The 11,143-nt window shown below is 65.5% G+C and carries 14 protein-coding genes; 5 read left to right on the top strand and 9 right to left on the bottom strand.

Annotated features, from left to right (window positions below):
- Positions 1-28: 28 nt before the first annotated feature.
- Positions 29-1,279 carry a YihY family inner membrane protein gene (locus tag ACODTW_RS14665; protein WP_488946791.1) on the bottom strand — a complete coding sequence of 417 codons (1,251 nt, stop codon included), beginning with the start codon at positions 1,277-1,279 and terminating at the stop codon, positions 29-31.
- A gap of 119 nt (positions 1,280-1,398) precedes the next feature.
- Here ACODTW_RS14665 and fabI point away from each other — a divergent pair, with 119 nt between their 5' ends.
- The 4 genes from fabI (at position 1,399) to ACODTW_RS14645 (ending at position 4,777) form a co-directional block, all read left to right on the top strand.
- Positions 1,399-2,265 carry an enoyl-ACP reductase FabI gene (fabI, locus tag ACODTW_RS14660; RefSeq protein ID WP_488946763.1) on the top strand — a complete coding sequence of 289 codons (867 nt, stop codon included), beginning with the start codon at positions 1,399-1,401 and terminating at the stop codon, positions 2,263-2,265.
- A 7-nt stretch (positions 2,266-2,272) separates the two neighbouring features.
- Positions 2,273-3,358, top strand: a complete 1,086-nt coding sequence (gene aroC / locus ACODTW_RS14655) for a chorismate synthase (protein WP_488946762.1) — start codon at positions 2,273-2,275, stop codon at positions 3,356-3,358.
- A 63-nt stretch (positions 3,359-3,421) separates the two neighbouring features.
- The gene (locus ACODTW_RS14650) at positions 3,422-3,853 is read left to right on the top strand and encodes a cupin domain-containing protein (protein ID WP_488946761.1); all 432 of its coding nucleotides are present in this window, start codon (positions 3,422-3,424) and stop codon (positions 3,851-3,853) included.
- Between the two features lie 66 nt (positions 3,854-3,919).
- Complete coding sequence (locus ACODTW_RS14645) at positions 3,920-4,777, top strand: phytanoyl-CoA dioxygenase family protein (RefSeq protein ID WP_488946760.1); 858 nt, start codon at positions 3,920-3,922, stop codon at positions 4,775-4,777.
- A gap of 3 nt (positions 4,778-4,780) precedes the next feature.
- Here ACODTW_RS14645 and ACODTW_RS14640 read toward each other — a convergent pair whose 3' ends face one another.
- Together ACODTW_RS14640 and ACODTW_RS14635 are read right to left on the bottom strand one after the other, a co-directional pair.
- Positions 4,781-5,716 carry a glycerophosphodiester phosphodiesterase gene (locus ACODTW_RS14640; protein ID WP_488946759.1) on the bottom strand — a complete coding sequence of 312 codons (936 nt, stop codon included), beginning with the start codon at positions 5,714-5,716 and terminating at the stop codon, positions 4,781-4,783.
- 53 nt (positions 5,717-5,769) lie between these two features.
- A complete protein-coding gene (locus ACODTW_RS14635; RefSeq protein ID WP_488946758.1) occupies positions 5,770-6,099 on the bottom strand; it encodes a YkgJ family cysteine cluster protein in 330 nt (109 codons plus the stop codon).
- A 126-nt stretch (positions 6,100-6,225) separates the two neighbouring features.
- Between ACODTW_RS14635 and ACODTW_RS14630 the strand changes: the two genes are divergently transcribed.
- The gene (locus ACODTW_RS14630; RefSeq protein ID WP_488946790.1) at positions 6,226-6,675 is read left to right on the top strand and encodes a YaiI/YqxD family protein; all 450 of its coding nucleotides are present in this window, start codon (positions 6,226-6,228) and stop codon (positions 6,673-6,675) included.
- Between the two features lie 15 nt (positions 6,676-6,690).
- Here ACODTW_RS14630 and ACODTW_RS14625 read toward each other — a convergent pair whose 3' ends face one another.
- Genes ACODTW_RS14625 through ACODTW_RS14600 form a run of 6 tightly spaced genes read right to left on the bottom strand, consistent with a single transcriptional unit; the run spans position 6,691 to position 11,127 of the window.
- Positions 6,691-8,184, bottom strand: coding sequence for a carboxypeptidase M32 (locus tag ACODTW_RS14625; protein ID WP_488946757.1), 1,494 nt, complete (start codon positions 8,182-8,184; stop codon positions 6,691-6,693).
- Positions 8,184-8,912 (bottom strand): SURF1 family protein, encoded by a 729-nt coding sequence (locus ACODTW_RS14620; RefSeq protein ID WP_488946756.1) that lies wholly within the window; start codon positions 8,910-8,912, stop codon positions 8,184-8,186. The genes ACODTW_RS14625 and ACODTW_RS14620 overlap by 1 nt, the downstream gene beginning before the upstream one ends.
- Before the next feature lie 4 nt (positions 8,913-8,916).
- A complete protein-coding gene (locus ACODTW_RS14615; protein ID WP_488946755.1) occupies positions 8,917-9,300 on the bottom strand; it encodes a DUF983 domain-containing protein in 384 nt (127 codons plus the stop codon).
- A 14-nt stretch (positions 9,301-9,314) separates the two neighbouring features.
- Complete coding sequence (locus ACODTW_RS14610; RefSeq protein WP_488946754.1) at positions 9,315-10,187, bottom strand: cytochrome c oxidase subunit 3; 873 nt, start codon at positions 10,185-10,187, stop codon at positions 9,315-9,317.
- A 59-nt stretch (positions 10,188-10,246) separates the two neighbouring features.
- A complete protein-coding gene (locus ACODTW_RS14605; protein ID WP_488946753.1) occupies positions 10,247-10,954 on the bottom strand; it encodes a cytochrome c oxidase assembly protein in 708 nt (235 codons plus the stop codon).
- Entirely contained in the window at positions 10,951-11,127 is a 177-nt protein-coding gene (locus tag ACODTW_RS14600; RefSeq protein WP_488946752.1) for a hypothetical protein, read from the bottom strand. Before ACODTW_RS14600 ends, ACODTW_RS14605 begins: the two co-directional genes overlap by 4 nt.
- Between the last annotated feature and the right edge of the window lie 16 nt (positions 11,128-11,143).

The following is an 11,143-nucleotide window of genomic DNA, read 5'->3' as shown; positions in this document are numbered from 1 at the left end:
ACCCCGGTAACGCACCGGTAACAACGCCTCAGCGGCTCTCCGGCTGGGATGCCGGGTCATTTTGCGATGCAAGAATCGTTACCAACGAAACGTTTAGCCCGTTTTGGCCGGCCTGCTCGGCATTTGTGATCAAATCAGCGGCAACAGGCGTCCAGGCCGGCGCGAAGCGGCCAACCATCGACAGATCGCCCCGAATCGCGAGGTCCAGGGCCGCCCGCAGGTCAGCCAGGGTGGCCCGGTGCAGGTCACGCGACAGCATCCAGCCCCCGCGCGCCGTACGCTCCACCCAACGGGCGGCGCGCAGGGTTTCCAGCATGCCGTCAATGACCGACGCCCCGACGGGCACCAGCCGGGCGATGGCCTCCCGCTTCAGACCCGACCCGTGCTGGCTGGCCTGGTGCAGCGTATCAAGGACCCCCATCGCCACCAGCAGGCGCTGCCCCGACGGCAGGGGCCCTTCCTCCCCATGCAACCGACCGGCCCGCCATTCCGGCAGGGCCGCCGTCACCTCCGCCCCGAACAGGACAACGGACCACAGCGTGTATAGCCAGAGCAGGAAGATGGGCACCACCGACAGGGCGCCATAGATGGCTTCGTAGGATGGGAAAAGGGAAAGGTAGAAGCCGAAGCCGGTCTTGGCTGCCTCTGTCGCCAGGGCCGCCACCATGCCGCCGGCCAGCGCGTCCTTCCACGCCACCTCCCGGTTGGGGATCGCCAGATACATCAAGGTGAAGGCCGCCACCTCGAACAGCAGGGGCACGGTGGCCAGCAGGGTGGCCAGCCCCGGTGCGCCCGCCGCCTTGATCTGGGCCAGCATGCCCGTGCCCAGCGACAGGCTGGCGCCCAGCAGCAGCGGTGCCATGGTCAGCACGGCCCAGAAGGACAGCAGCCGCGTCACGATGGGCCGCGGCTCCGCCGCCCGCCAGATGGCGTTGAAGGCGCCTTCGATGGAGAAGAACAGCAGGATGGCCGTGATCGACAGGCCGATGACGCCCAGGCCCGTCAGGGCGCCGGCCTTGTTGACAAAGGTGGCGGCATAGGCCTGCACCTGATCGCCGACCTGCGGCACCAGGCTTTGGAACAGGAAGCTTTCCGCCTGCTGACGCAGCCGGCGATAGGCCGGGAAGGCCGTGAAGATGGTGAAGACCACGGTCAGCAGCGGCACCAGCGCCAGCAGCGTCGTGTAGGTCAGGGCACTGGCCGACACGAAGCCCTTGTCCCGTTTGAAGCGGCGGGCGGCATGCGCCAGGATGGCGCCGCCATCGCGCAACAGGGGCACCAATCTGCCCATTCCGTCCCCCCAAGACCCTGCCCCGCCCCGCATGCGTTTGACCCTCAATTCCGTTCGTGTAGGATGCGCGCCATTTATGGCCGAGCGGCCATGACGGAGAGAAGAAAATGACGCACAGCGCCCCCACCCCTTCCAGCAGCCCGATCGCCGGTGGCCTGATGGCCGGCAAGCGCGGCCTTATCATGGGTGTCGCCAATGACCGTTCCATCGCCTGGGGCATCGCCCAGGTCGCGGCCCAGCACGGCGCGCAGCTGGCCTTCACCTATCAGGGCGATGCGCTGCTGAAGCGCGTGAAGCCGCTGGCCGATCAGGTGGGTTCCGACATCCTGCTGCCCTGTGACGTCACGGACGAGGCCAGCATCGACGCCGCCTTTGAGACGATCAAGGAGAAGTGGGGCGGCCTGGATTTCGTGGTGCATGCGATCGCGTTTTCCGACAAGAATGAACTGGACGGGATGTATCTTAATACCACCCGCGCCAACTTCCTGAAGAGCCTGGATATTTCCTGCTATTCCTTCACGGCCGTGTCGCAGCGCGCCGTGCCGCTGATGAATGAGGGCGGCAGCCTGCTGACGCTGTCCTACTATGGCGCGGAAAAGGTCATGCCGCACTACAATGTCATGGGCGTGGCCAAGGCAGCCTTGGAAGCCAGCGTCAAGTATCTGGCCAACGACCTGGGCCCGCAGGGCATCCGCGTCAATTCCATCTCCGCCGGTCCGATCAAGACGCTGGCCGCCAGCGGCATCGGCGATTTCCGCTATATCCTGAAATGGAACGAGCTGAACGCGCCGCTGCGCCGCAACGTCACCATTACCGAGGTGGGCAATGCCGGCCTGTTCCTGCTGTCCGACCTGGGCAGCGGCGTGACGGGTGAGAATCTGCATGTCGACAGCGGCTATCACACTGTCGGCATGGTGCAGGTCGATGCCGCCGTGGAGACGGGCAAGCTGCTGGCCGGCATGGGCGAGGGCTGATCGGGTCATGGCGGGCAACAGCTTCGGTACCCTGTTCCGGTTCACCACCTTCGGCGAAAGCCATGGCCCCGCCATCGGCTGCATCGTGGACGGGGTGCCGTCGCGCCTGCCCCTGGACGAGGGCTTCATCCAGACCTTTCTGGACAAGCGCAAACCCGGCCAGAGCAAATATGTCACCCAGCGGCGCGAGCCCGACCGGGTGCAGATCAAGTCCGGCGTGTTCGAGGGCCAGACCACGGGCACGCCCATCATGCTGTTCATCGAAAACGAGGACCAGCGGTCCAAGGATTACGGTGACATCAAGGACAAGTTCCGTCCCGGCCATGCCGACTATGCCTATCAGGCCAAGTACGGCATCCGCGATTATCGCGGCGGCGGCCGTTCATCGGCCCGCGAAACCGCCAGCCGGGTGGCGGCGGGCGCCGTGGCCCGGCGCGTGCTGGAAACCGTGCCCGGCGGCGGCATTTCCATCCGCGCCGCCATGGTGCAGATGGGCCCGCACAAGGTCGACCGGTCCCGCTGGGACTGGGCGCAGGTCGACGAAAACCCGTTCTTCTGCCCCGATGCCACGACGGCCGACCTGTGGGCCGATTACCTGGACGGCATCCGCAAGGCCGGATCGTCCGTCGGCGCCGTAATCGAGGTGGTGGCCAGCGGCGTGCCCGCCGGCTGGGGCGAGCCGATCTATGACAAGCTGGACAGCGATCTGGCCCGCGCCATGATGACCATCAACGCCGTCAAGGGCGTGGAAATCGGCGCCGGCTTCGACAGCGCCTGCCTGACCGGCGAAGAGAATGCCGACCAGATGCGCCTGGGCGCCGATGGCAAGCCCGTCTTCCTGTCCAACCATGCCGGCGGCATCCTGGGCGGCATTTCCACTGGCCAGGAAATCGTTGTTCGTTTCGCTGTCAAACCGACTTCCTCGATCCTGACCCCGCGGCAGACCGTGGATATTTACGGTAACGAAACGGATATCCTGACCAAGGGCCGTCACGATCCCTGTGTCGGCATCCGCGGTGTGCCGGTGGGCGAGGCGATGATGGCGACCGTGCTGGCCGACCATTTCCTGCGCGCCCGCGCCCTGGGGCAGTAAGCACGCCCCCTGTCGGATCGGTTCATGTATCCTGTCCCGGTACTGAACCGACCGGAGGGGACCATGAACCGCGCCGCCGCCTTGCTGCTGACCAGCCTGCTGCTGTCCCCCGCCCCGGCACTGGCCGACGCCAAGGGGCTGACGGCCCAGTCCCTGCTGGACAGCATGGTGACGGGTGACGGACAGCCGTTAAAATATCCCGACGGGCCGGCGCGGGTATCCGCCCTGCTGGTGGAACTGGCGCCCGGCGGGGAGACGGGGCTGCACCGCCATCCCATGCCCGTCGTCGGCTATATCGTGTCCGGCGAGGTGACGGTGTCGGCGCAGGGTCTGCCCGACCGGGTGTTCAAGGCCGGCGACGCCTTTGTGGAGACCAATGTCTGGCACAATGGCCGCAATCTGGGCAAAGAGCCCGTAAAGATCCTGGCGATCTATCTGGGCAGCGACGGCCAGCCGCGAGTGGTGAAGCCGGAAGGCAATGACGGGCATTACTGACCCCTGGATTGCCGGCCGTGCCTTTGCCTATGATGCAGCTCCCGCCCTTTTATCGACGCGACCGCCATGTCCTTCCTGACGCCAGACCAGATCGATGCCTATCACCGCGACGGGTTCCTAGTGATCCCGGATTTTGCGTCGGTCTCCGATTGTCAGGCCCTGATGGCGCGCATATCGACCCTGATCGACGGGTTCGACGCCGATGCCCATGCCTCCATCTTCTCCACCTTGAACCAGCAGAAGACGTCGGACGATTATTTCCTGTCGTCGGGCGATCAGATCCGCTTCTTCTTCGAGGAGGAGGCGTTTGATGAGGCAGGCCGGCTGCGCCAGGACAAGCATCTGTCGATCAACAAGATCGGCCATGCCCTGCATGACCGCGACCCCGCGTTTGACCGTTTCTCCCGCGATCCGCGGCTGGCCGCGATCACCGCCGAGATCGGCATGGCGCAGCCGCTGCTGATGCAATCCATGTATATCTTCAAACAACCGCGCATCGGGGGCGAGGTGGTGTGCCATCAGGACAGCACCTTCCTTTACACCGAACCCATGAGCGTCACGGGCCTGTGGTTCGCCATTGAGGATGCGACCCTGGAAAATGGCTGCCTGTGGGCCCTGCCCGGCGGGCACCGGGACGGGCTGAAAAAGATGTTCAGCCGCACCGACGAGGGTGGCGTACGCATGGATGTGCTGGACGACACATCCTGGCCCGACTGCACGCCCGAGAATGGCTATGTGCCGCTGGAGGCCAAGCGCGGCACGCTGGTGCTGCTACATGGGTTGCTGCCGCATCTGTCGGGCCCGAACCGGTCCGACAAATCCCGCCACGCCTATGCCGTGCATGTGGTGGACGGGGCCTGCGCCTATCCGGCCAGCAACTGGCTGCAACGCCCAGCGGACAATCCCGCGCGGGGCTTTGCGTAACGGTTACCGCCCCAGAGCCCGCCTGCCCAGCACCGGGTCGTCGGTGATCAGCCCATCCACACCCCAACCGATCAGCCGCTGCATGTCAGCTTCCTCGTTCACCGTCCAGGGCAGGACCTTCAGGCCCAGGGCCTGGGCTTCCTTCACCAGTTCCGGCGTCAGGTTGACGTGATAGGGCGACCAGATGGTGCCGCCCGCGGCCTTGATCGCCGCGGGCAAGCTGCCTCCATGTTTCACCGGGTCGAAGCCGGCCGTCCACGGGCTGCTGCCCGTCATCGACACGTTGCTTTCCTCCGGATCGATGATGGTCAGATAGGCCGTGCTGATGGTGGGGGCGATCTGATGCACCACCTGAAGGGTGCGCCAGTCAAAGCTCTGGATCGTCACCCGGCTTTCCATGCCGGCATCGCGCACGGCCTTGACCAAGGCCTTGGCGAAGCTTTCCGGATCAACCGTGTCGGCGGGCGCCGTCGGGTCGATCTTGGTTTCGATATTGAAGCGGACCTTGCTGTCACCCTTGCGCTTCACCAGATCGAACAGGGAGGCCAGCGTGGGAACGCGGGTGCCGTCGATGGATTGCTGACGGGCGAAGCGCTTGGCATAGGCGCTGTCGGGCCGGATGCGGCCGACATCATAGGTCTGGACCTGGGCCAGGGTCAGGCTGTGCCAGGTGGGCTGCGCCCCCTCCACCCATTTGCCCGATACGTCGCGGGCCAGGTTGGTGTCGACATGCCGTTCATGGGCGATGATCAGCGTGCCATCCTTGGTCAGGCCCGTGTCCAGCTCCAGCGTATCCACGCCCAGATCAATGGCTCGCTCGAACGCCGGCAGGGTGTTTTCCGGCCAAAGGGCGCGGCCGCCGCGATGGGCCTGAAGATCGAAGGCGGCGACGGCGGGCACGATCAGCATGGCGGCGGTCAACAGGGGCAAGAGGCGCATCGGGGGCGGGTCCGGCAGATGGAAACGGGAAGCCGGACCATAGGCGCAGGCGGTTACGCTTTGATGTCAGCGACGAGCGACATCCCATAGCGCTCCCGCGCCATCAGGCAGGCTTCATCCCCCGCCACGCAATCATGACAGACGATGGGGCGGTCGGCATAGATGCCGCAGGCGACATGCTTGCCCACCTCACCACCCAGGGCGGCACAGCGTTCGCCGGTCCAGCGCATGCCGGAGCCATTGTCGGCCACCAGGGCGACGGGGATGCGGTTGATCGCCTCATCCTCTTCCAAGGTGAAACGCGGCCAGTCGGCGTCATAGGCGCAGCAAGCCCCGCAGGACTGGCAATCAAAGGGCGGCGGGGCATCGTCAGGCGGTATCACGGCGGGGCCCCGGAGCGGAGGGATGGCTGCCCCGTTGTTACGGAGATTGCGCGCGCTTGGCAAGCCGGCCGCCATGGCCGATATAGGGCCATCGCCCCGCCCGCCCCGCTGCCGGACCTGTACATGCTGGAAATCTACATCGATGCCGATGCCTGCCCCGTGAAGGAGGAGACATTCCGCGTGGCCGAACGTTATGCCATGCCGGTGCATATGGTGGCCAACGGCCCCTTGCGCGTGCCGCCGGGCGGGCTGGTGCGGATGGTGGTCGTGTCGGACGGGTTCGACGCGGCCGATAATTGGATTGCCGAACAGTGCGGGCCGGGCGACATCGTGGTGACGGCCGATATTCAGCTGGCCAAACGCTGCCTGGACAAGGGCGCCAAGGTGCTGGGCAATAACGGCCGCCCCTTCACACAGGCCAATATCGGGTCCGCCCTGGCGTCACGCGCCCTGATGCAGGACCTGCGCGACATGGGCGTAGTCCAGGGCGGCAACGCGCCCATGTCGAAATCGGACAAGAGCCGGTTCCTGCAGGAACTGGACAAGATGGTGCATGAAGTGAAGCGAGGCCGGTGAGAACCCCGCCAGCCCTTACAGATACCGGGCCCGCAGGTGCGCCTTGAAGATTTCGGCGTCCAGCGGCTTGCCGGTGGCCCGCACCAGGATATCCCGGCCCGACAGGTAGCGGCCCCAGCGATGCACGTTTTCGCCCAGCCAGGCGACCAGATCGCGGAAATCGCCGCGTCCGATCTGGTCGGGCAGGTCCGGCAGGGCCTTAAGTGCCGCCTGGAACAATTGCGCCGCCATCATCGCGCCCAGCGTATAGGTGGGGAAATAGCCCCAGGACCCGCTGGGCCAATGGATATCCTGCAAGCAGCCCTGGGCCAGATCGGGCGGGGTGATGCCCAGCAGATCGCGCATCCCCTGGTTCCAGGCATCCGGCAGGTCGGCCAGATCCATTTTCCCTTCGATCAGCGCCTGTTCGATGCGCCAGCGCAGGATGACATGGGCGGGATAGGTCACCTCATCCGCATCAACGCGGATGAAGGTGCGGTCGACGCGGCGGAAGCGCCGGCGCAGATTTTCCGCCGACCAGACCTCCCCTTCGCGGTCGAAGGCATCGGCCAGTTGCGGGGCCAGCCACTCCAGAAAACGCGGGTGGCGCCCCACCTGCATGTCGAAAGTCAGGCTCTGGCTTTCATGCACAGCCAGGCCGCGCGCCTGGCCGATGGGCTGTGACAGCCAGGCGGCAGGCCGCCCCATCTCGTACAGCGCATGCCCGGTTTCATGCAGGCCCGATTTCAGCGCCTTGAAAAAATTGTCGGGGTCCAGGCGGGTGGTGATGCGCACATCCCCGGTGGCCCCGCCGCTGAAGGCGTGCAGCGACTGGTCCACCCGACCCTGGAAGCCCAGAATGCCGGCCAGCCGCTGCACCAATTCCCGCTGCGCCGTCACATCGAACGGGCCTTCGAAGGGCCAGGCCTGCGGTTCAGTCGCCTGCCGTTCCTCCACCTCTGCCAGGAAACCCGGCAGGAAAGCGGCGTAATCGTCGAAGACAGGGGCATAGTCGGCCACCCGGCTGCCGGGCTCGTACAGCTCATACAGCGCGTCATAAAGGCCACAATCCAGCACGGCGGCATTGGCGGCCGCAATTTCCCGCTGATGGCCCAGCACGGTGCGCAGATGCGGCAGCAGCAAGGCATAATCATTGTCGGCCTTGGCCGTGCGCCAGATCATCTCACAGCGCGACGCATCGCGGGCATTGGCCTCGACCAGGGCTGCCGGCACAGCCGTGGCCAGCAGATATTCGCGCCGCATCTCCACCAGATTGGCGCGCTGCCAGTCATCCAGATTATGGGCATCGGCTTCAGCATCGGCCAGCCAGTCGCCCATGCGCGGGTCCAGCAGCGCCCCGTGGATGGCCCCTTCCAGCGCCGCCAGTTGATCGGCGCGGGCCGGGGAGGCCGCAGGCGGCATCATGGTGCGCGCATCCCAGTTCAGGATACCAAGCGCACCTTGCAGACCGGCCCGGCGGGCGAAATGGGCTTCCAGGGCGGCATAGGCGGGAACGGCGTGAGCGTGCATCAGGGGTCCTGGCGGCGGAAGCTGGCGGCGATAAACACGCCGATCAGGGTCAGGGCCAGGCCGTACCAGGTCAGCGCGTAGGAGAGATGATCATTCTTCAGGGCAACGATGGTACGCCCACCGATGGGCAGACCGCCAGGGTTTGGCGTATCGTCCGCCTGCAAGACCAGCGGCGCCAGATGCGTTACGCCGGCGATACCGGCCAGCGCTTCCATGTCCAGCCAGAAGAAATCGCGCTTGGTCAGGTCGTTGTCGGGCTGCATGAAGGCGTGCGGCAGGGGCACGCGGGCAATGGCCGTCACGGTCACCGAACCATCCGCATGCCCATCGGCCCGCGTGGCCGGGTCGCGCCGGTCCAGGGGTATCCAGCCGCGATCAATCAGGACGGTGCCGCCGCCATCATCGCGGACCATGGGCGTGAGCACATGCACGCCCTGCTGCTGACGCCCGTCGGAGCCGGTATAGAGGCGCGGGCCGATGAATGATTCGCGGTCATGCAGGAAGTGGCCGGTCACCCGGACACGGGCGTAATCCCAATCGGCGGGGGCCGCGATCTCGGCGGGCAGATCGACGGGCTCAGCCGCCAGCCCGGCCTGGATGCGGGCAATCAGGTCCGTCTTCCAGGACAGGCGCTCCATCTGCCAGCTGCCCAGGCCGATCAGAATGGCCAGGGCAACCAGGGTGGCAAGCGCCGGTACCAGGCGGGGGCGGAAGACACGACGGCTCATGGGATCACCCCTCTTCGTCGCCGTCACTGTCCTTTTCGAACTGGTCGCGGCGGTAACGGTATTGCAAGGCGATGGTCAGTGCCTTGGCCGGCCGCATCAGGCCGACGGTGGACCCCATGATCACCGGCCCCCACAGCGCCACATGCACCCAGAGCGGCCAGTCGACGCGCAGCGAGACGAGCAGCGCCGCGGGCACGATGGTGAAGCCCAGCAGAAAGATCAGAAAAACAGCCGGGCCGTCCCCGCTGTCGTTGGCGGCCAGTTCCAGGCCACACACCGAACAGCGGTCGACGACCCGCATGAAGCCCTCGTAAAGGGCGCCCTGGCCGCAGCGTGGGCAGCGGCACCGCAGACCCACGCTGAGCAGGGAGGATGGCGTGTCCGTCACGGGACCCGGTCCGGTCAGTGACCAGCCACCCAATGACCGCCGCCGCCCCACCAGTAGATGGAGATGAACAGGAACAGCCAGACCACGTCGACGAAGTGCCAGTACCAGGCCGCCGCCTCAAAGCCGAAATGGCTCTCAGCCGTGAAATGGCCCTTCTTGGTACGGAAATAGCAGACCGCCAGGAAGATGGTACCGACCAGCACATGGAAACCGTGGAAGCCGGTCGCCATGAAGAAGGCCGAGGTATAGACATTGGCACCGAAGCCGAAGGCGGCATGGTGATATTCATAGGCCTGGAAGCCGGAGAACAGGATGCCCAGCAGCACAGTGATGCCCAGGGCGCGCGCGGCTTCCTTCATCTTGCCTTCGACCATCGCATGGTGCGCCCAGGTCACGGTCGTGCCCGACAGCAGCAGGATGATGGTCATCATGAAAGGCAGGTCGAACGGATTGACCGGCACAGTGCCCTTGGGCGGCCAGACGCCGCCATTGGCTTCCGTGCGCATGTACTGGATGGCCTCGCTGTGGAAGATCGAGGCATCGAAGAACGCCCAGAAGAAGGCGGCGAAGAACATCACTTCGGACGTGATGAACAGCGACATGCCGTAGCGCAGGCCGATCTTCACAACGGGAGTATGGGCCTTTTCGACCACCGACTCCTTCACGATGTCGCGCCACCAGCCGAACATGCAGCCCAGAACGGCCGTCAGGCCGGCGGCCAGCAGGTACCAGCCATGGCCGTGGAACAGCATCACCGCGCCAACCGCCAGCGCGCCGGCGGAGAACGAGCTGAGCAGCGGCCAGGGGCTCGGATTGACCAGGTGGTAGGGCTGCGGAATGCCGTCCCCGGGATTGCCGCCAGCGATATGGGCGTTGACGTCAGCCATCTCTTTTTTTCCCCTTAACCAAGGAACTTCGGGTCATACAGATAGAACGGCACCGGATCTCACGACCCGCCACCGGGGACACCGGGCGCCGGCCGGTCGGCCGTCCCTCCAGCGTTCCCATTGGAAGCCTCCGACGCTGCCCCATCGGAAACATCGCCCGGCTGCCCCTTCCCCGGAGGCGGCAGGGCGGCGCTCTGATCGGCGGCGCGGAAGAAGGTGTAGGACAGTGTAATGGTCTTCACGTCGGCCATTTCCGGATCGTCGGCCATGGCCGGATCGATATAGAAATTGACCGGCATTTCCACCCGCTGTCCGGGCTCCAGCCTCTGCTCCGTAAAGCAGAAACATTGCAGCTTGTTGAAATACTGCCCCACCTTGTCCGGCGTGACATTATAGGCCGCGGTACCGACCAGCGGCTTATCCGTCAGGTTGCGCGCATGGTAGGTGATGGTCATCGCCTCACCCACCCGCACATCAACGGAACGCTGGTCGGGGGCGAATTCCCAGGGCAGGGAACTGTTCACATCGGCGTTGAACTGCACCGTGATGACGCGGTCCAGGACACGCTCGGCCGTCTTTGTCGCCACCATCGTCGTCCCGCCAAAGCCGGTGACGCGACAGAACAGGCTGTAAAGCGGCACGGACGCGAAGGACAGACCGATCATGCCGGCCACGACGCTGCCCAGCACCACCGCCACGCGGCGGTTGCTGCGGGCCATCTTCACGGCCCGGTCATGGCTGGTCATGTCCGGCGGCGGCACGGTCATGGGAAGGTCCCCCCGCTCATCCGCACCATGGCGACGATATAGACCAGCACGACAAAGGCGAAAAGCGCTGCCAGTACCGCCAGGTTCTTGCCGCGCTGGCGGCGATGCATGTCGCTGTCGCGGCCCGTCTTCGGGGCCGGTGCCGGCGTCTGCTGCTGCTGCTGATCGGTCATGGTCAACTCCCCTGCC

The organism is Niveispirillum sp. FG148 (assembly GCF_057809655.1).
Note: the sequence above shows the minus strand (reverse complement) of the source record. Positions and strands in the feature narration are given on the sequence as shown.

Bases quoted from the DNA above. Each gene is read 5' to 3' on its own strand.
- ACODTW_RS14650 (WP_488946761.1), top strand. From the start codon at position 3,422: ATGAACCGCGCCGCCGCCTTGCTGCTGACCAGCCTGCTGCTGTCCCCC.
- ACODTW_RS14620 (WP_488946756.1), bottom strand. From the start codon at position 8,912: ATGAGCCGTCGTGTCTTCCGCCCCCGCCTGGTACCGGCGCTTGCCACC.
- aroC (WP_488946762.1), top strand. From the start codon at position 2,273: ATGGCGGGCAACAGCTTCGGTACCCTGTTCCGGTTCACCACCTTCGGC.
- ACODTW_RS14600 (WP_488946752.1), bottom strand. From the start codon at position 11,127: ATGACCGATCAGCAGCAGCAGCAGACGCCGGCACCGGCCCCGAAGACG.
- ACODTW_RS14625 (WP_488946757.1), bottom strand. From the start codon at position 8,184: ATGCACGCTCACGCCGTTCCCGCCTATGCCGCCCTGGAAGCCCATTTC.
- ACODTW_RS14605 (WP_488946753.1), bottom strand. From the start codon at position 10,954: ATGACCGTGCCGCCGCCGGACATGACCAGCCATGACCGGGCCGTGAAG.
- ACODTW_RS14645 (WP_488946760.1), top strand. From the start codon at position 3,920: ATGTCCTTCCTGACGCCAGACCAGATCGATGCCTATCACCGCGACGGG.
- fabI (WP_488946763.1), top strand. From the start codon at position 1,399: ATGACGCACAGCGCCCCCACCCCTTCCAGCAGCCCGATCGCCGGTGGC.
- ACODTW_RS14610 (WP_488946754.1), bottom strand. From the start codon at position 10,187: ATGGCTGACGTCAACGCCCATATCGCTGGCGGCAATCCCGGGGACGGC.
- ACODTW_RS14640 (WP_488946759.1), bottom strand. From the start codon at position 5,716: ATGCGCCTCTTGCCCCTGTTGACCGCCGCCATGCTGATCGTGCCCGCC.